Consider the following 22,472-nt stretch of genomic DNA (forward strand, 5'->3'; position numbering starts at 1 on the left):
CGCTTCCGGGGTGATCGGCTTATGTGCGGGGGAACGCCCCCCTATGCCTCCTCGGCCATGAGGCCGACCGCCCATACCCAGCAGGCGAGCTCGCGCGCCGTGGCGACGTTCTGCCGTGGACCCCGCGCGCGAGCAGGGCCTCGCGCCTCTCGACAAGCCTCCGCACGCCCTTGGCGGCATGCCTCCGGGCGACCCGGTCCGGGGCCTGGACCTTGGCGAGGTCCTTCGGCCGCCCCGAGCACGTCAGGTAGCGCCACGCGGCCTCGACCAGCGTCTTCCTCAGGTGCTTGTTGCCGGCCTTGGTGATCGCGCCCCTGCGGTCGCTCTCCCCGCTGGAGTGCTCGGAGGGCGTCAGGCCGACCCACGCCGCGAACGAGCGGGCGTTCGACTGGATAGAAAAACGCCCGTCGGCGGTGGTGCCGGCGCGCGCTGCTGTGCGATATGTTGCGTTGTGGGCTTAGTGCCTCATAAAGTGGTACTCGATCACATTGCTGTAGGGGTGATCCGGGCCCACAATGCCCTGCGGGAACAGCGGCTGGTGCGGCGTGTCGGGGTACATCTCGGCCTCGAGGGCAAAGCCGGCGCCCCAGCCATAGTTGGCATCGTCCTTGGCGTGCTCATCGCCCAGCCAGTTGCCGGTGTAGAGCTGCACGCCCGGGGCGGTGGTGTAGTAGTCCAGCTCGCGACCGGTCCACATCTCCTCGACGTGCATCGCGCGGCGCAGATTACGGCCGTACTGATAGCCATCGATGCACAGGCAGTGATCGTAGCCACGGGCCTGCTTAATCTGCGGGTCGTCGGCTTCCATGCCAGGAGCGACGGGGCGCAGCTCACGGAAGTCAAACGGCGTGCCTTCGACCGGAGCGATCTCGCCGGTGGGGATGTTCTGCTCGTTGATGGGCAGGTAGTGGGCAGCGTTGGCAACAAAGAAGTGCTCGCAGTCCATGCCGGCGTTATGGCCGGCAAGGTTAAAGTACGTGTGGTTGGTCATGGACACGTAGGTGGCGCGGTCGCTCTCGCAGCCATACTCGATGCGAAAGACGCCGGTGCGTGTAACGGTAAACACGGCCGTAAAGGTGCGGTTGCCGGGAAGGCCCAGTTCGCCATCCTCAAGCGAGGTGGTCATGCGCACGGCGTTATGGGCCTCGTCGAGCTCAACGTCCCACACGCGTTTATGCAGACCGTGCTCAAGATCGCTGTGCAGGTTGTTGGCGCCCTCGTTGGCGGGCATATGCCAGTCCGTGCCGGCGATGGTGATCGTGGCGCCCGCGGTGCGGTTTGCCACGGGGCCGATGGTCGCGCCAAAGCAGGCGGGGTTGTCAAAGTAATCCTCGAGCTTATCGAAGCCCAGCACCACATCGCGCACGTTGCCGGGAATGTCGGGCACGTCGACACCAAGCACGGTGGCGCCATAGTCCATAATGCGAACGCAGATCTCGGGCCCGTTGAGGGTGTAACGATGAACGGGGGTACCGCACGGCGCGGTGCCGAAAAGCTCGGAAGTGATCATTTGGTTCCTAACATCGAGGTATTTCCGACAAACTGTAGCGCGAACAGGCGAGATTATCACTACACCCCACTAAAGCAGGGGGTATTTTTCTCAAAAAAGTGATGATTGGAGCTGTGCGGGCGTTCATTTCTGACGCGCGCGAGTCTGATACAATTTGTTCGTTATTGTTTGAATTGACGTGAGCGTGGAACAGCGAGGACTCATCGTGATTAAAGCGGAGCGACAGGATAAGGTTCGGCAGCTGCTCGAGGAACAGGGAACGGTCTCGGTCAAGGAGATTTCGGATGCGTTAGGTGTCTCGGATATGACGATCCGCCGTGACCTTGAGGAGCTTGCGAGCCTGGGCGAGATCGAGCGCGTGCACGGCGGAGCCCGCAGTGCGCAGAGCCGTCCACACGCTATGCTGCGCCATGAGTATTCGCACAGCGAAAAGCGCACAAAGCATGCCGAGGAAAAGTTGCAGATTGCGCGCCGTTCTGTGGAGCTTATCGAGGAAGGCTCGACCATCTTTTTGGGCACGGGCACCACGGTTGAGCAGATGGCCTCGATGCTGCCGGCGTTTCGCCTGCGCATTGTGACCAATTCGCTTTCGGTGTTTAACCTGCTCGAGGCGCGCGAAGACTGCGAACTGTGCCTGGTGGGCGGCGTGTACCGCCGCCGCACTGCCGCCTTTGTGGGCCCCACGGCCGAGGACACCTTGCGCGCACTGGGGATCGACGCAGCCTTTATCGGCGCAAACGGCATTTTGGACGGCGACGTGTCTACGTCTAACATGGAAGAGGGCCGCATCCAGCAGCTCGCCTTTAGCAAGGCCGACTCGCGCTATCTGATCGCCGATTCCAGCAAGATTGGCAAGCGCGACTTCTACACCTTCTGCCGTCTGGACAGCCTGGACGCCGTGGTGTGCGAGCCGGGCATCGCCGCCGAAGATCGTGCCGCCATCGAGGAGCATACGCAGGTCATTTGCTAGCTAGCGCTACGGGATTGCCAACGGGCGATGCGGGGGGGACTTTTACCTCCTGTCATTGTGGAAACCAGCGCGTCAGCGCTACGCGATATGACGCGCAAATGAGGACTCCACTATCAAATTGTCTCAACCTGTGATATCTAGGCGGCCAAATGCGAGTCATATGTTACAGATCTAGATTTTTGGCTCGGCCTATTCCGTTTGTCTCGATCTGTAACAGCTAGGACCGAAAAATTCAGCTAGTTGTTACAGATTGAGATTGAGAGGATTGACCTGTGCATTCATCTCAATCTGTAACATCTAGACGTCCAAAACCGGTCTTAGTGTTACAGATTGAGACAATTCGGCGTGGTCTACCTTGTTTGTCTCGATCTGTAACGGTTAGGACTTAAAAACTCGGCTACGTGTTACAGATCGAGACAAAAGAAAAAGAACATTAGGACTTGAAAATAAAGTTTTGATAAGGGACCCGCCCAGTTAAGACGGTGCGGCAGACAATTGAGATTAGTTTGCCTCCGGAGTCGTAAGCATAATGAGTCAGTTCGATGACCGGAAGTTTTGCAACACCATAATTACTGGCTTCGGAATCGCTAAGCTGACGTGCTCTATAGCTTTCCCTAACAGATTGGATAGACTTGGACAAGTCGTCCATGATTCTGCTAAATGCCTGAAAATCTAACTGGTTATTCGGAACGCGTGACTTTGAAATGAAGAACGTATCAGCGCCTATGAAGCTGCCTTCAAGTTCGTAGGTCAATTCAAGACGCTGAATTTCATCGCGACTTTGACATCCAAATTGTTGGAGCATCATTACGGAAATTGGACGACCTGATGTGAGGCCGCCGAAATGTTTGGTGATGGCATCCGGATCAACGCCATCGCAATGGCTTGCAAAGTCAAAGTCTAAAAGTGAATTGAGCTCGCTAACGCGTTTCGGTGCAACAAACGATCCCTTACCTTGGATTCGATAGATACTTCCACGACGCTCCAGCTCACTCATGGCAAGTCGGACGGTTGTTCTGCTTACGGCGTATTCGTCGCAGAGTTCCATTTCTGTTGGAAGTTTATCGTCTGCTTGATATTCATCGACGATCTGCTTGAGCAGCGCGTCGGTGAGCTGTAAATAGAGTGGCCGTTTTTCGTGTGTATCGAGCATTAGAGCCTCAGTTTGCATGTTGGTTATACCTGATGGTTGCCTCAGTCGGGATGTAACGTGGGCAAGGTAACCTTAACGTATCACAGAGCGGCTCAGCATGACGATCTGATGCCTGTATCCACGAAGGGCTTGTCCGAGCGTGAAGATATTCTGGGGCAGGCAAATACCGTTCATGGAGTCCCCGATATGTTGGAGGTCAGCGCCGGCTGCTTTTGCTGCAAGGCCTATTTTCTTAATGGTCTCGCTGTCGCAGGAGTCTTGACTCGTCCCGTTCGCCGCCATGACGAGAACCTTCTCTCCAATTGACTTGCCTACGTTGTGGGATCGTACAAAGTCTACGATGGCGCGCAGGTCTGCTTCTTGGAAGCAAGGGACGGTGTAGGGGGCTGGCACGAGAAGGATATCGACGCCGAGGTCAACAAACTTGCGCGCAATTTCGAGCGTCATGACAGGTTCCGCAACGCCCGCTCCATGCATTTTTCCGGCTATGACCAGGCCATTGAAATGCTCTTTGGAGAGTTTAATCGAATGGGCGATTGCATCGTTGGAGACGCCGGTTCCAGGGTTGCCCGTCAGGCAGATAAAATCAAATCCGAGTTCGTTAGCCTTTTCTAAGGTCTTGGGAGAGACGCGACGACCCATGGGGATTTCCGTTCGGGATTCAGACATCTCTGCCTCGTTATCAACTGGCTCCAGATTGACGCCAATGGGCCTTCCGCATGCTCGCTTCACCCAAGTGACCGGGTTTTCATTGAGATCATCTGGAATACCGGCAATAACTGGATCGAACACATCGAGCGCGTTAAACAGAAGCAGGTCGGCACCTGCGGCACGTTCGATTTCTGCATTAGTAACGCCGCCGAGAAATTGGGAAGAGGGTACGTTTTCCGCCATGATGGTACGTCCCTCGGAAGCCAGAATTGCCTGTTTTAGATCCATGGGTGACGTGGCGGCAAAATCGGATGCGGACATGTTCAGTAATCGTTTGGGCATTGTTACTTCCTTTGACTAGAACGACAGGCTTGTGACATTGTCTCTAATATTGTTACAACAATATATTCAATATGTTATATCCAATCGGTGAACGGTTGCAAGCTTATTGTATTGCTCGAAAAAAATAGCCTTTAGCTGGGAAAACATTATATTAATCAACTACCGTTCACCGAATAAGTATTTGAATTCTTGACATATCGACAAAGCGGAAAAAGAATTGGTTATGACAAATCGCGCAAATGATATTACATTTCGCACAAGAACGTATTCACTTACATAAGTGGATACAAACGGGGACGACGACGGTTGAGTCCGGATAAATCGTTGTGTGCCCGGGAATCATGAAAGGATGTGTTATGGACGCTATCGTCAAATTCCTTGAAAAACACCAGCCCCTCTTCGACAAAATCTCGAGGAACATTTATCTGGTGGCAATTAAGGATGGCTTTCTCTCGAATATGCCAATTGTGCTGTTCTCGAGCCTGTTCCTTCTTCTTTCGACGCTCCCTGCCTATGTAGGCATCACGCTTCCGTCTGAGGTGCTGGATTTCTTCAATAAAATCTATGCATATACCATGGGACTTCTTGGCATTATGGTGGCCGGCACCACGGCGAGCTCACTTGCCATGTCGATGAACCGTCGCATGCCTTCGGGTAAATCTCTCAACCCCACCTCGTGCATGGTTTGTGCCATGTGCGGCATGCTCTTGCTATCGGTGACGAACGATGTTGTCTCGATTGGCGGAGCAGATACATCTGTTTTTGAAACCGGCTATATGGGAACCAAGGGTTTTCTCGCTGCGTTCGTAGCCGCATTCTTGACCGTTAATATCTATAAGGTGTGCATTAGCCATAATGTGACGATCAAGCTTCCCAAAGAGGTCCCTGGCTCTATTGCGCAGAGTTTTCGCGATATCTTTGCATTTGGGTTTTCGATCCTTGCGTGCGCTTTTATCGATCTTGCGAGCCGCAAGCTGCTTGCTGTGCCGTTCGCCAATTTGGTATCCGCTCTCATCTCGCCGCTGTTCTCCGCGGTCGACACCTATCCTGGCATGGCGCTTATCGAAGGCGCGGTCGCGCTTTTCCAATTTATGGGTATCCACGGTGCTTCGGTTGTCATGAGTCCGATCAATGCTGCGCTCTACGGCAATACCGTTACCAATCTTGAGGTTTTCCAAGCAGGTGGACACCCGTCAATTGCTCTCACGCAGGACTTTACAAGCTTCATCGGCGGTCTGGGCGGTTCTGGCTGCACGTTCATCGTTCCTATTATCCTGATCATGTTTATGCGCTCCAAGCAGCTTAAAGCCATGGGCAAGGCATCGATTATCCCGGTGATTTTTGGAGTTAACGAGCCCGTTATCTTCGGTATGCCGATTGTTCTCAATCCCTATATGTTCGTGCCCTTCCTAGTGGCTCCTATGGTCAACGCCATTATCGGTAAATTTTTCATTGACGTCATTGGAATGAACGCCCCCATGTATACCATGCCGTGGGCGCTTCCCGGCCCAATTGGTGCGTTCCTCACCACGGGTCTCGATCTGCGTTCTCTCGTATTGATGGCAGTGCTGTTGGTCGTTGACTTTGTGATTTACTATCCGTTCTGCAAGGCGTATGACCATCAGCTTTGTTTGGAAGAGTCTGCAAAGGAGACTGCAGGAAACTCGGATGCAGATGCTATTGCCGCACAGGAAAATGTCGCAAAAGCTCTCGAGGCGGTAAAGGACAAGGCGGAGCAGATCCGCGTGCTTGTGCTTTGCCAGGGTGCCGGCACTTCGACTCTCTTGGCAAATGCTCTTCGCGAAGGTGCCGCTGCTAAGGGTATCGATCTGGTTTCTCAGTCCGGTGCGTACGGAAGCCACTATGAGACGATGGATCAGTACAACGTGATTGTTCTGGCGCCCCAGGCACGCATGTACTATGACGCTATGAAGGCCGATACCGATCGCCTTGGAATTAAACTGCTCACCACAAGGGGCAAGGAGTATATCGACCTTACCAACGATCCCGAAGGTGCAATTGACTGGATCGTTCAGGAGCTGGCTAAATAGTGGATGCACTTCGTCGTTGATTCGTCGGTGTATGGTACGGCCCCGCAGCTTATTGAGCTGCGGGGCCGTATTTCGTTGAGTATCTAATTGAGACAATGAGCGCAACCGTCGTGAGATCGCATTGGCGCTCTCCGAGTCACCGACAAACTGCCTTCCATCTATGTGACCAATTCGCTTTCGGCCTTTAGCCTGCTCGAGGCGCGCGAGGATTGCGAGCTGTGCCTGGTGGGCGGCATGTACCGTCGCCGCACCGCCGCCTTTGTGGGCCCCATGGCCGAGGATGCCCTGCGCGCACTAGGGATTGACACGGCGTTTATCGGTGCCAACGGCATTCTGGACGGCGACGTGTCCACGTCCAACATGGACGAGGGCCGCATCCAGCAGCTCGCCTTTAGCAAGGCCGATGCGCGCTATCTGATTGCCGACTCCAGCAGGATGGGCAGGCGCGACTTCTGCACTTTCTGCCGCCTGGACAGCCTGGACGCCGTGGTATGTGAGCCGGGTATTGCCGCCGAGGACCGTGCCGCCATCGAGGAGCACGCGCAGGTCATTTGCTAGCTAGCGCAGCAGGAGGACTTTTGCCCTTGCCAGCGCGGGGTTACCGCTTCACAATGACGCGCAAATAACTTTGGGCAACAAGGATGAGGCTATTCTGAGATATGACTAGACTCCGTATCTCGTCTTTATGTCCCTTGAGAATGAATCGTAGTCTTCATAGAGCCCTTCTCTGCTTTCATCCTCGGCGTGGTTTACACGTTCAAGGAGCTTATCCTTTGAAGCCTCTTTTGTTATTGCGGCCTCGCCATCGGGTATTGTGGCTTGCAAGAATAGTTCTAGAGCATGGACGTCTTTGAGTATGTAGCCCGTCGAACGACCCGCTCCTGTTTTTTCGATTGCGCTGCAACTAACAAGCTGGCCGAGGGTTCGTTTAACGGTTACCTCGCTGATATCGGGGCAGCTGGACCGGATGTCGGATTTCTTAATGACGCCGGGTCTCTGTTGAAATAGAACAGCGATGCGCGCTTGCTTCGACATGGGACGAGTGCTTGATTCAATTAAGGTACGCTGCTCGAGCTGTCGGTAGGCGGCCAGGGTTGTTCCGAGCATGAAACGGATAAAGGGTACTTCGGTGTTTTGATTTTCATTCCATCCAGTGGAGCTTGCAGCGAGGGCGTTGTAGTAAAGCGCTTTGTTGTCTTCAATAAGTCGTTCGATGCTGATGTAACGCGCAACATCGTATCCAGTCTTTTCGAGCAGCAGCGTTGTAAGGAGCCGGCTCATCCTGCCATTGCCATCGTTGAAGGGATGAATGCTAACAAAATCGAAGATAAAGCGGAGCGATATAAGGAGGGGATCGCAAACTTGGCGAGATAAAGCATCGTTGAGGGACTGGCAGGCTTCTTTAATAAGTCCCGGGGTTGCTAGAGCCGAAGGGGGCCTAAAGCGCACAAATCGATTACCTTGATCGTCAATGGAGACGATTTCGTTATCGCCATCTTTCCAATGGCCTCCATACGAGATTGCCGTGTGCGCCATGAGGTCACGATGCAACTGCAGAATGACCGATGGCGTTACGGGAATGGAATCGTGTTGCTCGTGAATAAGCGACAGCACATCTCGGTATCCAGCGATTTCTTCCTCTGCGCGGGAGCTTGGCTTGGCGGAATACGCCATGATCGCTTTGAGTCTTTTTTGGGTGGTAACAATTCCTTCAAGTCCGTTGGAGGATCGGGTGCTTTGGATCTTAGCCTCCTCCATTAGGGACGATAGAAGCTCGGGTTTGACTTGACTCAGAGCAAGCTGACGGCCTTTATGCTCGCGTATCGAGAGGAGGAGGTTGGTGATTGGAGTTGCTTCGAGTTCCGCTGGGACTGTGGTGTAATCGAACTGGTGCATGCGGCTCCTTTCGGTATCACGAACATACTTTCGATATCATAATACCATTAAATGATACCGAAAGTATGTTCGTGATACCGAAAACTGGAAACCATGGTTCATAACTGCTTGGAAAGTTCGGATTTGACTATCTTATTGTCTTGATCTGTAACAGTTAGACGGTTAAAAGTGGGCTACGTGTTACAGATTGAGATCTTTCAGCCCTGGTCGCCCGTTCGTCTAAATCTATAACAGTTAGGATTGAAAATCCCTGCTAGATGTTACAGATCGAGATAAACGGTCCGCACGGGCTCACCAAAAACAAAAAGACCGCATGCGAACCCGTGGAGGGATTCGCATGCGGCCGACAGGGGGTATGCGGCAAAAGTTAGGCCATAAGCAGGCCGGTCTCCGCGACGTTCTTGTACCAGTACGCGCTCGCCTTGGGATAGCGCTTCTGGGTCTCAAAGTCGATGTAGAACAGGCCATAACGCTTGTTGTAGCCGTTGGTCCAGGAGAACTGGTCCTGCAGCGACCACACAAAGTAACCGTCGACGTTTACGCCGCCGTCGATTGCCTTGAGGATCCACGCGAGATGCTGACGCATGTAGTCGATACGAGGGGCGTCATCGATAAAGCCATCCTCGAAGTCGTCCTTATAGCCCATGCCGTTCTCGGTGATGTAGATCTTCTTGTAGTTGGGGTAATCGTTCTTAATGCGGAGCAGCAGGTCGTACAGGCCCTCGGGATAGATGATCCAGTCCCAATCGGTGGTGGGTACGCCTTCGCGCACGCACGACTCGCCCACGCCCTTGAGGAACCAGCGCGAGGAGCCCTTGTCGCCGGTGCCATTGTGGTTGATGTCGTTTTCGCCCTCGGCGGCACGCAGGAACTGGCACTTGTACGTGTTGACGCCCAAGCAATCGTTGTAGGGGAGCGCGGCGGTCAGCGCGGCGATGTCCTCGTCGCGGACGTCGAGCTCGCCGCCGGCGATATGGGCAAGCTTGGTTGCGGCTTCCATGGTGTCGGCTGCATAGTGGCCACGGAAGGTGGCGTCGAGTACCCAGCGGTTGTTGATGACGTCGGCCATGCGAGCTGCCTCGCAGTCGGCAGCGCTGTTGGGATCGAGGGGATACTTGGGCTCCAGGTTCTGAACAATGCCGATCTCGCCCTCAAAGCCGCCCTCATGGAAGGCGACGACAGCCTTGGCGTGGGCCACCATCATGTTGTGCATGAGCTGGAAGGCCTTGTCCAGGCGGTACTTCTCGCCGTGCGGCCAGTTGCCGACGATAAAGCTGCCCTCGGCGGTTGCGGGAATCTCGTTAAACGTGAACCAGTGCTTGACCTCGGTGAACTCGGCAAAGCAGAACTTGGCGTACTCGACAAAGGCGTCGATCGTCGTGCGCGTCAGGAATCCCTCGCCGCCGTTCTGGTAAAAGGCCTCGGGCGTATCGAAGTGATCGAGCGTGACATAGGGGATAACGCCAGCTTTGTTGCAGGTGGCGAAAAGCTCGTGATAGAAAGCGACGCCCTCGGGGTTAATCTCGCCGGTGCCACTGGGGAAGATACGGCTCCAAGCGATGGAGACACGGATACCGTTGATGCCAAAACGCTGGCACAGGTCGATATCGACCGGGTACTTGTTGTAGAAATCGCTTGCGGGATCGGGGGAGAAGCGACCCTGGGCTGCCAGGAAATCGTCCCAGGGCACTTTGCCCTTGCCGTGCGTACGGGTCTCGCCCTCAACCTGGTAAGCAGCGGTGGCGCCGCCAAAGACAAAGCCGTCGGGGAACTGCATGGGGTTGGTCATGAGTCATCCTTTCTGTGGGATACGAATAGGGAGAGGTGCCCGAACTGGGGATCCGGGCACCAACAGAGGGAGGAAACTAGTCGAGGTTCTCGCGGAGCCACTTAATGGCGCCGGCGGGGTCGCGAGTAAGGTCGATATATTCCTTACCGCGCGGGGCGAGCAGCTTAATGCCCAGGCGATCGGTGTCGGCCTTCATGTCGTTGTAGTAGCTACGAACCTGCGGGGCAAGCACGATAACGTCGTACTGATCCATGATGGCAGTGTGCTGACCATAGGCGCCTGCGGAGGAAGCGATGTTCTCTCCGGTCTGCGCGGCACCTTCCTTGATGGCGTTGGCAAGCATGGCAGAGGTGCCGGCACCGGCGCACAGGACGAGGACCTTCAGGCCGTCGACATCCTTCTTAGCGGATGCGTCGGCGGCAGGCTCGGGCTGATCGGCGACAGGCTTGCTTTCGGCGGCAGCGGCGGTCGTCTCGACGGAAGCGGTGGCCTGCTCGACAGCGGGCGCAGAGGCGTCGGCGGCGATGGCAGCGGCACCATTGGACTCGAGACCCAGCTCGGCGGCGCGCTCGGCCTCCTGGTCGCAGAGCAGCTTATCGTATGCCTTCAAGAACGGCAGGTAGATGATGGCGTCCAGTAAGATGATGATCGCGACAAATACCAGGGCGATAAGCTGGAAGTTCGTGGTGATGAAGATGCCGATGGGGGCGGGGGTGGCCCAAGGCACCACGAAGGAGAGGCCGTTCATGCCTACGTTATCGATAAAGAACTTGGCAACGCTCACGTTGACGCAGCCGGCGGCAACAAAGGGGATGAGCATGTAGGGGTTAAGGATCATCGGCGCGCCAAAGAGCAGCGGTTCGTTGACGGCAAAGGCAACAGGAACAATCGAGGCCTTACCGACGGCTTTGAGCTGCTTGGACTTCATAAAGAGAATCAGCAGAAGCGGCACGATGAAGGTGGCGCCGGTGCCGCCGAACTCACCCACGAGCGACATGTTAAAGGTGAGGGAGTGGGCGGGGTGGCCACCGGCCAGCAGAACCTGCAGGTTCTCGGCCTGGTTGGCAAGACGGATGGGGTCGATGCCCGGCTGGACGATCGAGGGGCCGTGGACGCCGATGAACCAGAAGAACGCGGTGGCTGCCTGGATAAGGATAAGGCCAGGATAGGTTTCTGCAGCGGTAAAGAGCGGGGAGAGCAGCTTGATGAGCAGCTCGGAGAACGGAACGCCCATGAGGTTGCGCACAACCACATCGATGATGCCGCAGATGATGACGGCGCCGCCAAAGGGGATGATGTCGCGGAAGTTCTGAGCGATGGCGCCCGGGACCTCCTTGGGCAGCTTAATGGTCAGATCGCGCGAGACGCAGAACTTATAAACCCACACGGTAATGAACGCGGCGATATAGGCCGAGAACAGACCGCGCGTGCCCATGCTGGTGCAATCGAAGACCGAAAGTTCGGAGCCGTTGAACTTGGTGGTGAACTGCGTGACTGCGAGCAGCAGCATGCTGCACTGGGCGGCCACCATGGTGGAACCGTCGTTGAGCACCTTGCCGGCGGGCATGCGACGGTTCATGGAAGCCGTGAAGTTCTTGGCGGTGGTGCCGGCAACCATGATGCCCATGACGCCCATGGTGAAGTTGTACAGCTTGTTGCACCAGTCGATGAGCGGCTGGGGCAGCGTGATGCCAACTACGCCAGGAAGGGTGGCGATCAACAGAAAGATCGAAGAGGTGAGGACGATGGGCATGCACCCAAGGAATCCGTCCTTAATGGCCTGGAGGTAGACGTTCCTCGAGATCTTCTCAAAGAACGGTTGATGCTTTTCGAGCATCTTTACGATGGCGTCCATAGAGCTCCTTTGCTACTTGATGCGCGATGCATGTGGATGGAACTGGTCGTCGATGGATGGTCAGGACTGCCCGGAAACCTTCCTGCTTAAGGAAGGCCTTGCGAAATGACAACGTTGTCATTTCGTTAATGACAACGTAAGACATTTTTGGAAGAGCAACAAGGATATACGGGTGAGCGGTCGGTATTGTCCGGTAAACGGTTGATTTGTCAGTCGGGCAGGTAGTGTATGCTAGAACGCAAAAAGCAAGCGATAGAGAACCGAGTGGAGAAGCAGTGGCAACGATGGACAAGAAAAATGTCTCAATGAATGATGTGGCGATTGCCGCTGGTGTTTCTCTCAAGACGGTTTCGCGCGTGATCAACGAGCCCGATAGCGTGCGAGAGTCGACACGCGATAAGGTCCATGCGGCCATGGAGGCGCTTGGGTTCCGGGCGAATTTTGCCGCGCGTTCACTCAAGTTGGGCCGTTACGGGTGCATCGGCGTCGTGCTGTTTCACTTGTCGGGCGGCGCCGTGGACATGATTGACGGTATCGCCGATGCCGCCGAAGAGCGTGGATTTGCGCTTACGATGATCAAAAAGCGGGCGGGGGAGAAGATGACCCTTGCCGAAGCGGCGCGCAGGATGTCGCAGCTGCCTGTTGATGGCATGATCTTCAACCTGCGTCAGATGGTCGATGACTTTGATACCTTTGAGGCACCGAAAGACCTCAAGACGGTGATTATCACGCCGATGGAGCATCCTACCTGCTCTACCGTTAGTGACGATCAAGAGGGTGGTGCGCGCATGGCGTGCGAGTACTTCTTAAATCGCGGGCACAAGAACGTATACTTCGTCTCTGGTAAGAAAGAGTCGCTGTCGAGCCAGTGTCGTATGAAAGGTTGGCGTGCGGCACTCGAGGCACGTGGCATTGAGCCGCCCGAGCCTCTGCAAGGCGATTGGAATGCGGATAGTGGCTATGCCGCGGGCCTTGTGCTTGCCGATAAGCCCGATTGCACGGCGGTCCTTGCTGCTAACGACTGCATGGCAAACGGCGTGATGATGGCTCTACGTGACAAAGGGCTCAGTGTGCCCGATGATGTGTCCGTGATCGGCTTTGATGACGAGCTTTACAAGACGATTCCCAACTCGATTCTGACGTCGGTGAAGTTTCGCCACCGCGAGCTGGGCGTCCGTGCGCTCAACGAGGTCGTCGCGGGCCTAGAAGCCCCGAGCTCCAGAAGCCGCACGCTTGTGTCGGGCGTGTTGGTCGAGCGTTCCAGCGTAAAGGACCTGCGGGCGTAGACGTGCTCGGCCTGTTCGTCTAAATCTGTAATAGGTAGGGCCGAAAATCTCAGCTAGATGTTACAGATTTAGACAATTCGGTCCAGCTTATTCCGTTTGTCTCGATCTGTAACAACTAGACGGTCAAAAGTGGTCTACATGTTACAAATCGAGATTGTTCGGCCCGGGCCGCCCGTTCGTCTAAATCTGTAACAGCTTGGACCGAAAAACTCGGCTAGATGTTACAGATTGAGATGAACAGGAGGACGGGTGCGGTCTAAACAAAATGGCCCGCGCATCACGCATCGATGCACGGGCCATTTTTTTTCTGCGAGCGGCAGGTGGCGTCAGCGTTTTATGCCTCGAGGTTTTCCTCGATCCAGGCGACGGCACCCTTGGGATCCTTAGTGAGGTCGATGTACTGTTTGCCCTTGGGCGACAGCAGCGTGATGCCCAGGCGGTCGGTGTCGGCCTTCATCTCGTTGTAATAGGTGCGAACCTGCGGAGCCAGGACGATGACGTTGTACTGGTCCATGATGGCGTAGTGGCTGCCGTAGGCACCGGCGTTGGCGGTAATGTCGATGCCCAGCTCGTCGGCGCCTTCCTTAAGCGCGTTGGCGAGCAGTGCAGAGGTGCCGGCGCCAGCGCACAGAACCAGAACCCTCAGATCCTTGCCCTTAAGGGCGGACGGAGCTGCGGAGGCCTCAGTGGCAGAAGCGGTCTCGACAACAGGAGCCTCAACGGCGGGGGCGGCAGCGGTCTTGACGGCCTTGGTCTCCTCGGCCTCTTCTTCGGCCAGGGTCTCGGCCTCCTGCTTGCACAGGACGTTGTCGTAGGCCTTGCAGAACGGGTAGTAGATTAAGAAGTCAACGACCAGCAGGACGACAACCAGGACCAGAGAGATCGGCTGGAAGTTGGTGTCGATGAAGGTGCCGATCGGTCCGGGGAGTGCCCACGGCATGGCATAGATAAAGCCGTTCATGCCCAAAAAGTCGATGAAGAACTTACCAATGAGGACGTTGGCCACGGGGGCAAACAGGAACGGGATCAGGAAGTACGGGTTGAGGATGATGGGCGCGGCGAACAGCAGCGGTTCGTTGACGGCGAACATCACGGGTACGACAGAGGCTTTGCCGACGGCCTTGAGCTGCTTGGAGCGCATAAAGAGCAGGAAGATGATCGGGACAATGAACGTGGCGCCGGTGCCGCCGAGTTCGCCGATGTAGTTACCGAAGTTCTCGGTCAGGGCGAGGGCGGGGTGACCGCCGGCCTGCAGCGTGGCGAGGTTGGTGGTGATGTTGCCAAACAGCGCGGCGTTGAGGGCAGGCTTAACGACCGAGGGGCCGTGGATGCCCATGAACCAGAACAGCGGGATCATGAACCAGATGAGGGCGAGGCCGGCGTAGGAATCGGCAGCGGCGAACAGCGGGCTCACCAGCGTGGAGATGACGTTGGCAAACGGGACGGCCAAGCAGGTGCGGCAGATAACGTCGATGACGGCGACAAACAGGATGGAGAAGCTGAAGGCGAAGATGTCGCGGAAGTTCTGGGCGATGGCGCCGGGGACTTCTTTGGGCAGCTTGATGGTGATGTCTCGCTTAATGCAGAAGGCATAGATGTTGACCGTGGCAAATGCGGCGACAAAGGAGCTCAGTAGGCCCTTGGTGCCCATGTTGTCGGTAAAGAACACCGAGACATCGGCGCCGTCGATCTTGGCACTCGTCTGGGTAACGGCCAAGATGAGCATAGCGCACATGGCGGCGACCATGGTGCTCGTGGCGTTGATGGCCTTGCCGGCAGGCATGCGGCGGTTCTTGGAGCCGGTCAGCGCGCTTGCGGTGGTGCCGGCGACCATGATGCCCACGACGCCCATCGTGAAGTTGTAAACCTTGTTGCAGAAGTTCACGACGTCGACGTTCCACCAGTCGGGCAGCGTAAAGCCGCCGACCGTGGCGACAACGCCCGGCAGGGTCGAAATAAGCAGGAAGACAGAAGAAGACAGGATGATGGGCATTGCTGCCAAAAAGCCGTCTTTAATGGCCTGAAGGTAGATGTTCTTAGAGACCTTGTCGAAGTACGGCTGACCTTTCTCCAAGAACTTAACGATCGATTCCATAGTTCACGCTCCTCTTTGCATGAAATCTTAATGGCATGGACGTTGAAAACCTATATGGTCTCCCGCTTGCTAAAAGCCCGGGTGCAGGCGGGGTCGGTCCCAGGGGGAGAGAGGGGAGCGGCTGGGTTTGTATCGCATAGGGCCGCTCCCCTCTCGGGGGAAAGCGAGGCGATGCGCTACTGCGCGTCCGCCATAGTGTCGGCGAGCTCCTTGTACCAGAGTGCCGACTGCTTGATGTAGCGTTTTTGCGTGTCGAAGTCGATGTAGAACAGGCCGTAGCGCTTGTTATAGCCGTTGGCCCACGAGAACTGGTCCTGCAGGCTCCAGATAAAGTAGCCCTGGACGTCGACGCCCTCGGCGCGCGCCCGGAGCACCTTCTCCATGTGCTGGTCGACAAAGTCGATGCGCTCGGGATCGGCGACGATGCCGTTTGCGTCGGGCTCGGGGTCCTTGTGGCCCAGGCCGTTTTCGGTGATATAGATGACGGGGAGGTTGGGATAGGTGGCACTGATGTGCTTGAGCGTGTCGTAGAGGCCTTGCGGGTAGATGAGCCAATCCCAGTCGGTGGTGGGGATACCCGGCATATCGACCTGCTGCCCGACGCCCTTAAACTTAAAGCACGAGGTGCCCTTGTCTCCGGTGCCGTTAAAGCTGTTGGTGGACTCGCCATCGTAGGCGGCGATAAACGCCGACTGATAGTAGTTGAGGCCGAACATATCGTTGCGGGGCGCCGCCTTGGCGAGCTCCTCCATGTCGCTGTCCTCAACCGTAAGCGTGGCGTTGTTGGCACGCAGAATCTCGTTGATGAGTGAGAGGGTGCGCGCGGAGTAGTGACCCAGGAAGGCGCCGTCCATGATGAAGTCGGTGTAGAAGGCGTTGTACAGGTCGGCGGCGTGCTGGTCGGCGGGCGAGTCTGTGGCAGGATATGCCGGCGTCAGGACGTTGACCATGCCAATGCGTCCGCCCAGGTGCTCGGTCTCGTCAAGATCCTTATACAGGTTGACGGCGCGGGCGTGGGCAACGAGCTCGTTGTGCTGGCTCTGGATGCCGCTCGTCACATCAAAGTGATGGTTGGGCGGGAAGTTGCCTTGGATGTATTGGGAGTGCGAGAGGCTGATGAGCTCGTTGATGGTGAACCAATTCTTGACCTCGCGGAACTCGCGGAAGCAGAACTCGGCATAGCGCACATAGGCGTCGACGGTCTTGCGGTTGAGCCAGTCGCCCTGGTTGAACAGGGCGGCGGGGGAGTCAAAGTGATGCAGGGACACATAGGGCTCGACGCCATACTTTTTGCAGCAGGCGAACAGCTCGTGGTAGTGCTTAACGCCCTCGGCGAGGGGCTCGGCATCGTCGCCGTTGGGGAAGATGCGGGTCCAGGCGATGGACACACGGATGGCGTTGAGTCCATGCTCGGCAGAAAGGCGGATATCCTCCTCGTAGCGGTTGTAGAAATCACTGGCCGGGTCGGGCAAAAAGCGACCCTGGGCGACAAGGTAATCGTCCCACATGGTCTTACCCTTGCCTGCCACCTTCGTGGAACCTTCCGTTTGGTACGCGGCGGTTGCGGCGCCCCAAACAAAGCCCTTCGGCAGCTGCTGTACGCGGTTTAGCAAAGACATATGCATACACCCTCTCGTCTCGCTGTTCGATATTGTGCGTTTGCGCTCAGGAGGCTCCCTGGTTAGCGTTCAGCGGTGAAAAAGCCCGATAAACACTATCTTAAAATGATTAGAACCAAAATGAGCACGTGAACATTTGACAATGAGCACGTTAACATCCGGCTGGGATGTATAGAAACAAAACAACTTCAAACAGCCGCGAACGGTTGTATTTGTTCGGTAAGCGGTTTTGATTGACAGAAGTTTTCATGTTGTGGTATATGGATCGGGTATCATGAGCACGTTATCGATGTATGTACGATGCGCCATGGGCGCGGGGAATAGTTGGGAAGCAGGTTAGCGTGGAAGGCATGGCTCAGCAGACAAGGAATGGTCATTCGGCGAGCGCGGCAGAGGTTGCGGCGCTCGCTGGCGTGAGCCGCCAGACTGTGTCTCGCGTGGTCAACGGTATGCCCAACGTGACGGAAAAGACGCGCAAGCGTGTGCTGGCCGCCATGGAAGAGCTGGGCTTTCGTCCCAATTTTGCTGGAGCGGCGTTGCACGGCGGGTCGTATCGTTCTATTGGCCTGTGCATGTACAACATCACACGTGTCGGTAACCTGGCGACGCTCGAGGGTATCATGCAAGCGGCGCGCGAGCACGATTTTGCCGTCACTATGATCGAGATGGGCGGCGACAAGCCCTATACACTTGCCGATGCCTCGCGCCGCATGGTCGAGCGACCCGTCGACGGCATGATTCTCAACATGAACCGCATGGCTCCCGATTTTGAGGAGTTTGTTCCCCAGCCGGGAGTGCGAACGGTCATCCTGTCCATGTATGCGCATCCGCGCTGCACGACGATCGACTCCGACCAGTATGGTTCGTGCGAGCTGTTGACCAATTATCTGCTGGAACATGGTCACTCGAATATGCGGTTTGTGGCGGGTCCGGAAAACTCGATTTCCTCGCGTTTTCGTGAGGCCGGTTGGCGCGATACGCTGGGTCGTGCTCATGTCGATGCCGCTCCGATGCTGCGTGGCGATTGGAGTGCGGACAGTGGGTACGCCATGGGCGAGCGGATTGCGGCCGAGGTGCTTGCCGGCGGGTCGCAGGCGCCGACTGCCGTGCTTGCGGCAAATGACCAGATGGCGCTGGGCGTTATCGCCGCGCTCGAGAACGCGGGCCTGTCCGTGCCCGACGACGTGAGCGTGGTTGGTATCGACGACGCACTCGAGGGACTTGTTCCTCACAATCGGCTGACGACGCTGCGATTTGATTTGCGCGGTGTCGGTAAGCTTGCGTTTGAGGCGGCGATTGGAGAGAGCTCGTCTATCGAGGCGATTCATGTGCCGAGTACGCTGGTCGAACGCTCGACTGTTAGGGACATACGGGGTTAGGTCCTACTCCGTTTGTCTCGATTTGTAACAGGTAGACGGTCAAAAGCGGGCTACGTGTTACAGATTTAGATTCTTCGGAAAGAGCAATCCTGTTCGTCTCAATCTGTAACAGCTAGGACCAAAAAACTCGGCTAGATGTTACAGATCGAGACAAACGGCTCCCGACCAGCCCAAAAACAAAAAGACCGGGGGCGGCGCGCCGTGTGACGTGCCGCCCCCGGCTGAGAAATGGGGACAGGTTGTGTGAGCGGGCAACCCCGCCAGCCACTAGTCCAGACGACGGGTCTGCGCCACGTGCTTGTACCAGTAGGCGCTTGCCTTGGGCGTGCGCTTCTGGGTTTCAAAGTCAACGTAAAAGAAGCCGTAACGCTTGTTGTAGCCATTGGTCCAGGAGAACTGATCCTGCAGGCTCCACAGGAAGTAGCCGCCCACGTTGACGCCCACCTCCATGGCCTTGAGCAGCCAACGCAGGTGCTGCTCGATGTAGTCGATGCGCGGCTGGTCGTCCACAAAACCGTCCTTGTAGGGGTCCTTGTAGCCCATGCCGTTCTCGGTGATGAAGATCTGCTTGTAGTTGGGGTAGCGCTGTTTAATGTAGACGAGCAGATCGAACAGGCCCTCGGGATAGATGATCCAGTCCCAGTCGGTGGTGGGGATGCCAGGCTTGTTCACATGCTCGCCAATGCCCTTAACGCGCCAGCGGCCGGTGCCCTTCTCTCCCGTACCGTTGTGGTGCAGGTCGTTTTCGCCATCGTAGGCCTTCAAGAATCGGCACTGGTAGTTGTTAACGCCCAGGTAGTCGTTGTAGAGCGCGGCCTCGCGCATGATTTCCAGATCCTCGTCCAAGATCTCGATGGTGCCGCCCGAGACGGCGGCCAGGCGGTTGGCGCACTCGAGGGTGTCGGGCGCGTAGTCGCCGCGGAAGGTGGCGTCGAGCAAGAACTGGTTTTGCAGCACGTGCTCGTTGTTGGCGGCTTTGATGTCGGCGGGGTCGTTCTCGTTGAGCGGATACTTAAACTCCAGCGACTGGATGACGCCGATCTTGCCCTTAAAGCCGCCGTTGTGGAAGGCCAGTACTGCCTTGGCGTGGGCGAGCATCATGTTGTGCTCGCACTGGAAAGCCTCGGCCAGATGCGCCTTGACGCCACCGGGGAAGGTGCCCTCGATGTAGGTGTTGGAGGCGTCGGCCCAGATCTCGTTAAAGGTGAACCAATAGGTCACCTGGTCGGCGTACTCCTTAAAGCAGAAGGTGGCAAAGTCCACAAAGGCGTCGATGGTCTCGCGGTTGAGGAAGTCGCCCTTCTCAAAGAGGGGAAGTGGCGTATCGAAGTGATGCAGCGTGACAAACGGCTCAACGTGGTGCTTGTGGCACTCGGCGAAAAGGTCGTGATAGAACTGGACACCCTCGGGGTTGATTTCGCCGGTACCGTTGGGGAAGATGCGGCTCCAGGCGATAGAGAGGCGAATTCCGTTGATGCCAAACTCCTCGCACAGTTCCAGATCGACGGGGTACTGGTTGTAGAAGTCCGAAGCGGGATCGGGGGAGAAGCGCCCCTGGGCCTTCAGGAAGTCGTCCCAGGCAACCTTGCCCTTACCGTGAGTGCGGGTCTCGCCCTCTACCTGGTAGGCAGCAGTGGCGCCGCCAAAGACAAAGTCCTCGGGAAACTGCGCGGGCGGGTTGGTGACGCTAGCAGGGTTAACGGACATGATGATCCAATCGTCTAAATCGAAGGGCCAGTCGGTCTTGGATGGTCGGCTGGCCCTGAGCGTTACTTACTTCGAGAGTTGCTCGCTTACGAAGGCGAGAGACTTATCGCCGTTCTGGGAGAGTTCGATGTACTGCTTGCCACGGCAGGCGACGCACTTGTTGCCCACGCGCTCGCAGTCCTTCTGCAGGTCGGCCAGGTAGCTTGCGGCCTGCGGGGCCAGTACGACCAGGTCAAAGTCGGGGAGCATGTCGACGTGGTTGCCATATGCCTCGGCAGCGGTCTCAAGATTGATGCCGCGCTCTTTAGCAGCCTTGGCCAGCGCGTTGGCGAGCAGGCCCGAGGTTCCGCCGCCCTGGCAGAGCACGAGCACGCGCTTGCCGTTGAGGTCGCTGGTGGCCGTTGCCTCGGCAGCGGGTGCTGCGGAAGCGGCGGGAGCGTCGGCCTTCACGGCCTCGGCAGCAGCGCCGGCGGCAACGCTCTTGGCGTCGGCCTTGCCCTGGAAGGCATCGTTGAGCTTGGCGGCCTTCTCGGCGTTCTTGGCGGCGAGCTCCTCCTGGGAAATCTCGGCCTCCTCGGCGCACTTCTGGGCGTCATAGGCACGGAAGAACGGATAGTACAGAACGAAGTCGACGACCAGGATAAGGGCGAGCATCACAAAAGCGAGCGGCTGGAAGCCCAGGCCCATGATGGTGCCGATGGGCCCGGGGACGGTCCAAGGCAGGGTGTACATAAAGCCGTTCATGCCCAAGAAGTCGATAAAGATCTTGAGGATCCAGATGTTGGCGATCGGGGCAAAGACAAACGGGACAAAGAAGACGGGGTTGAGCACGATGGGCGCGGCGAACAGCAGCGGCTCGTTGACGGCAAAGCAGACGGGGACGATGGCGGCCTTACCGACGGCGCGCATCTCCTGGGACTTGGCTAGGAAGCAGAACATAAAGACCAGGACGAGCGTGGCGCCGGTGCCGCCCATGCAGACGACGAAGTACTGGGCACCCTGGGTCAGGACGGCGGAAGCGTGCTGGCCAGCCTGGAACGCAGCTAGGTTGTCGGTCATGTTGGCAACGAGAGCGGCGGCGATGGCGGGCTCGACGATCGAGGGGCCGTGGACGCCGACGAACCAGAAGAGGCTCATGGCGCCGTAAATCACAGCGAGGCCGATATAGCCGTCGGCAGCGGTGAACAGGGGCTGGAACACCTGGATGACGCCCTGGGCAAAGCAGAAGCCAAAAGCAGCGCGGAAGACGATGTCAAAGACCCAAAAGACGGTGATGCAGACGGAGAAGGGGATGATGTCCTTAAAGGTCTGCGAGATGTTGGGCGGAACCTGCTCGGGCATCTTGACGGTGATGTTGCGCTTAATGAAGAACTTGTAGATGATGCCGGTCACAAACGCAGCGATGAAAGCGGTCAGCAGGCCCTTGGAACCAAGGTAGGTGGTGTTGAAGCCGCTGGCGGCGTCTGTGGCGATGGTGTCGCTCGAAAGGAGCAAGAAGCCGATGATGGCCGCGCACATGCACGAGATAAAGTTGATCTGGTTGTTCTTGGGCAGATCGCGGTTCTGAGCGTCGGCGAAGTGCTTGGCCGTGGTGGCGGCGCAGGCGATGGCCAGGATGCCCATGGAGTAGTTGTAGCACTTCCACAGGGCGTTGTTGATGTCATCGGGCCAGTAGAAACCCCAGATGTTGGGGACCGAGGCTACCAGGCAAAAGATGGACGAGAAGATGATGATGGGGATGACGGAGATAAAACCGTCACGGATCGCCTTGAGGTACTTGTTGCGGGCGATCGCGTTGAAAAAGGGCTGGCCCTTTTCGATGATGGCGATGAGTTGCTCCATGCAAAGCTCCTAAGAGTCGGTGGGTTGGCAACGATAGTAGCTTTTGACGTTTGGTTGCCAAAATGTTGACGTTGCCATTTTGCGACACAAAAAAAGACGCGAACCGGTGGTTCCTGTGCCTGCGAACCGTCGATTCCTTACGCGTAAACGTTTGAGCCGCCCGGTGGCTCTGTGTTTGCACAATGGCAACGTTAACATTTTGGTGACAAAAGCCGTTCAGGGAAGCAAAAATGTCGGTGAACGGTAGGTTTTGGGTGGTGAGCGTATGGTGGGGGAGGCGTTGGATATACTTGAAGGCGTTAAAAATGACTGCGTAGGGTGCCACTA

General features: G+C 56.7%; 15 protein-coding genes and 1 pseudogene. 5 read left to right on the forward strand and 11 right to left on the reverse strand.

Translation table 11 applies throughout. The features are described 5' to 3' along the window. Window positions 1-265 precede the first annotated feature (265 nt). Window positions 266-370 (reverse strand): annotated as a pseudogene (locus AAAX77_RS02765) (transposase); the annotation flags it as partial. An 87-nt stretch (window positions 371-457) separates the two neighbouring features. Further along, window positions 458-1,510 carry an aldose epimerase family protein gene (locus AAAX77_RS02770; RefSeq protein ID WP_349104689.1) on the reverse strand — a complete coding sequence of 351 codons (1,053 nt, stop codon included), beginning with the start codon at window positions 1,508-1,510 and terminating at the stop codon, window positions 458-460. Window positions 1,511-1,715: 205 nt separating this feature from the next. Between AAAX77_RS02770 and AAAX77_RS02775 the strand changes: the two genes are divergently transcribed. Next, on the forward strand, window positions 1,716-2,480 hold the full coding sequence (locus tag AAAX77_RS02775; protein ID WP_217108204.1) for a DeoR/GlpR family DNA-binding transcription regulator: 765 nt from the start codon (window positions 1,716-1,718) through the stop codon (window positions 2,478-2,480). A 433-nt stretch (window positions 2,481-2,913) separates the two neighbouring features. Here the strand turns inward: AAAX77_RS02775 and AAAX77_RS02780 are convergent, their stop codons facing one another. Both AAAX77_RS02780 and AAAX77_RS02785 read right to left on the reverse strand, forming a co-directional pair. Next, window positions 2,914-3,651, reverse strand: a complete 738-nt coding sequence (locus AAAX77_RS02780) for a GntR family transcriptional regulator (RefSeq protein ID WP_250787243.1) — start codon at window positions 3,649-3,651, stop codon at window positions 2,914-2,916. 54 nt (window positions 3,652-3,705) lie between these two features. Continuing rightward, window positions 3,706-4,626 (reverse strand): haloacid dehalogenase-like hydrolase, encoded by a 921-nt coding sequence (locus AAAX77_RS02785; RefSeq protein ID WP_349104691.1) that lies wholly within the window; start codon window positions 4,624-4,626, stop codon window positions 3,706-3,708. 356 nt (window positions 4,627-4,982) lie between these two features. On the opposite strand from AAAX77_RS02785, the gene AAAX77_RS02790 reads away from it, so the two are divergent. Then, a complete protein-coding gene (locus AAAX77_RS02790) occupies window positions 4,983-6,677 on the forward strand; it encodes a PTS lactose transporter subunit IIBC (RefSeq protein WP_055310563.1) in 1,695 nt (564 codons plus the stop codon). A 162-nt stretch (window positions 6,678-6,839) separates the two neighbouring features. Further along, a complete protein-coding gene (locus tag AAAX77_RS02795; protein WP_349104692.1) occupies window positions 6,840-7,235 on the forward strand; it encodes a hypothetical protein in 396 nt (131 codons plus the stop codon). A gap of 105 nt (window positions 7,236-7,340) precedes the next feature. On the opposite strand, the gene AAAX77_RS02800 is transcribed toward AAAX77_RS02795, so the two are convergent. The 3 genes from AAAX77_RS02800 to AAAX77_RS02810 form a co-directional block, all read right to left on the reverse strand. Beyond that, window positions 7,341-8,573 (reverse strand): Fic family protein, encoded by a 1,233-nt coding sequence (locus AAAX77_RS02800; RefSeq protein ID WP_349104693.1) that lies wholly within the window; start codon window positions 8,571-8,573, stop codon window positions 7,341-7,343. Between the two features lie 367 nt (window positions 8,574-8,940). After that, window positions 8,941-10,362: a 6-phospho-beta-galactosidase gene (gene lacG, locus AAAX77_RS02805; RefSeq protein WP_197032106.1), complete on the reverse strand. Its 1,422-nt coding sequence runs from the start codon at window positions 10,360-10,362 to the stop codon at window positions 8,941-8,943. 76 nt (window positions 10,363-10,438) lie between these two features. Continuing rightward, window positions 10,439-12,217, reverse strand: a complete 1,779-nt coding sequence (locus AAAX77_RS02810) for a PTS lactose transporter subunit IIBC (protein WP_349104695.1) — start codon at window positions 12,215-12,217, stop codon at window positions 10,439-10,441. A 284-nt stretch (window positions 12,218-12,501) separates the two neighbouring features. On the opposite strand from AAAX77_RS02810, the gene AAAX77_RS02815 reads away from it, so the two are divergent. Beyond that, the gene (locus AAAX77_RS02815) at window positions 12,502-13,503 is read left to right on the forward strand and encodes a LacI family DNA-binding transcriptional regulator (protein ID WP_349104697.1); all 1,002 of its coding nucleotides are present in this window, start codon (window positions 12,502-12,504) and stop codon (window positions 13,501-13,503) included. Window positions 13,504-13,837: 334 nt separating this feature from the next. On the opposite strand, the gene AAAX77_RS02820 is transcribed toward AAAX77_RS02815, so the two are convergent. Continuing rightward, window positions 13,838-15,598: a PTS lactose transporter subunit IIBC gene (locus AAAX77_RS02820; protein ID WP_022094682.1), complete on the reverse strand. Its 1,761-nt coding sequence runs from the start codon at window positions 15,596-15,598 to the stop codon at window positions 13,838-13,840. 176 nt (window positions 15,599-15,774) lie between these two features. After that, window positions 15,775-17,223, reverse strand: a complete 1,449-nt coding sequence (gene lacG, locus AAAX77_RS02825) for a 6-phospho-beta-galactosidase (RefSeq protein WP_082437840.1) — start codon at window positions 17,221-17,223, stop codon at window positions 15,775-15,777. A gap of 344 nt (window positions 17,224-17,567) precedes the next feature. Between lacG (AAAX77_RS02825) and AAAX77_RS02830 the strand changes: the two genes are divergently transcribed. Beyond that, entirely contained in the window at window positions 17,568-18,596 is a 1,029-nt protein-coding gene (locus AAAX77_RS02830) for a substrate-binding domain-containing protein (RefSeq protein WP_349104725.1), read from the forward strand. A 267-nt stretch (window positions 18,597-18,863) separates the two neighbouring features. Here AAAX77_RS02830 and lacG (AAAX77_RS02835) read toward each other — a convergent pair whose 3' ends face one another. Beyond that, window positions 18,864-20,303 carry a 6-phospho-beta-galactosidase gene (gene lacG, locus AAAX77_RS02835; RefSeq protein ID WP_349104698.1) on the reverse strand — a complete coding sequence of 480 codons (1,440 nt, stop codon included), beginning with the start codon at window positions 20,301-20,303 and terminating at the stop codon, window positions 18,864-18,866. A 66-nt stretch (window positions 20,304-20,369) separates the two neighbouring features. Next, window positions 20,370-22,145 carry a lactose/cellobiose PTS transporter subunit IIB gene (locus tag AAAX77_RS02840; RefSeq protein ID WP_349104700.1) on the reverse strand — a complete coding sequence of 592 codons (1,776 nt, stop codon included), beginning with the start codon at window positions 22,143-22,145 and terminating at the stop codon, window positions 20,370-20,372. Window positions 22,146-22,472 lie beyond the last annotated feature (327 nt).

It is taken from the genome of Collinsella sp. CLA-ER-H6 (genome assembly GCF_040092305.1).
In the GTDB taxonomy this organism is placed as follows: Bacteria; Actinomycetota; Coriobacteriia; order Coriobacteriales; family Coriobacteriaceae; genus Collinsella.

Coding starts and splice junctions, on each gene's coding strand:
- AAAX77_RS02830 (WP_349104725.1), top strand. CDS start 17,568: ATGGCTCAGCAGACAAGGAATGGTCATTCGGCGAGCGCGGCAGAGGTT.
- AAAX77_RS02770 (WP_349104689.1), bottom strand. CDS start 1,510: ATGATCACTTCCGAGCTTTTCGGCACCGCGCCGTGCGGTACCCCCGTT.
- AAAX77_RS02820 (WP_022094682.1), bottom strand. CDS start 15,598: ATGGAATCGATCGTTAAGTTCTTGGAGAAAGGTCAGCCGTACTTCGAC.
- AAAX77_RS02790 (WP_055310563.1), top strand. CDS start 4,983: ATGGACGCTATCGTCAAATTCCTTGAAAAACACCAGCCCCTCTTCGAC.
- lacG (WP_082437840.1), bottom strand. CDS start 17,223: ATGCATATGTCTTTGCTAAACCGCGTACAGCAGCTGCCGAAGGGCTTT.
- AAAX77_RS02785 (WP_349104691.1), bottom strand. CDS start 4,626: ATGCCCAAACGATTACTGAACATGTCCGCATCCGATTTTGCCGCCACG.
- AAAX77_RS02810 (WP_349104695.1), bottom strand. CDS start 12,217: ATGGACGCCATCGTAAAGATGCTCGAAAAGCATCAACCGTTCTTTGAG.
- AAAX77_RS02840 (WP_349104700.1), bottom strand. CDS start 22,145: ATGGAGCAACTCATCGCCATCATCGAAAAGGGCCAGCCCTTTTTCAAC.
- lacG (WP_349104698.1), bottom strand. CDS start 20,303: ATGTCCGTTAACCCTGCTAGCGTCACCAACCCGCCCGCGCAGTTTCCC.
- AAAX77_RS02780 (WP_250787243.1), bottom strand. CDS start 3,651: ATGCAAACTGAGGCTCTAATGCTCGATACACACGAAAAACGGCCACTC.
- lacG (WP_197032106.1), bottom strand. CDS start 10,362: ATGACCAACCCCATGCAGTTCCCCGACGGCTTTGTCTTTGGCGGCGCC.
- AAAX77_RS02800 (WP_349104693.1), bottom strand. CDS start 8,573: ATGCACCAGTTCGATTACACCACAGTCCCAGCGGAACTCGAAGCAACT.
- AAAX77_RS02815 (WP_349104697.1), top strand. CDS start 12,502: ATGGACAAGAAAAATGTCTCAATGAATGATGTGGCGATTGCCGCTGGT.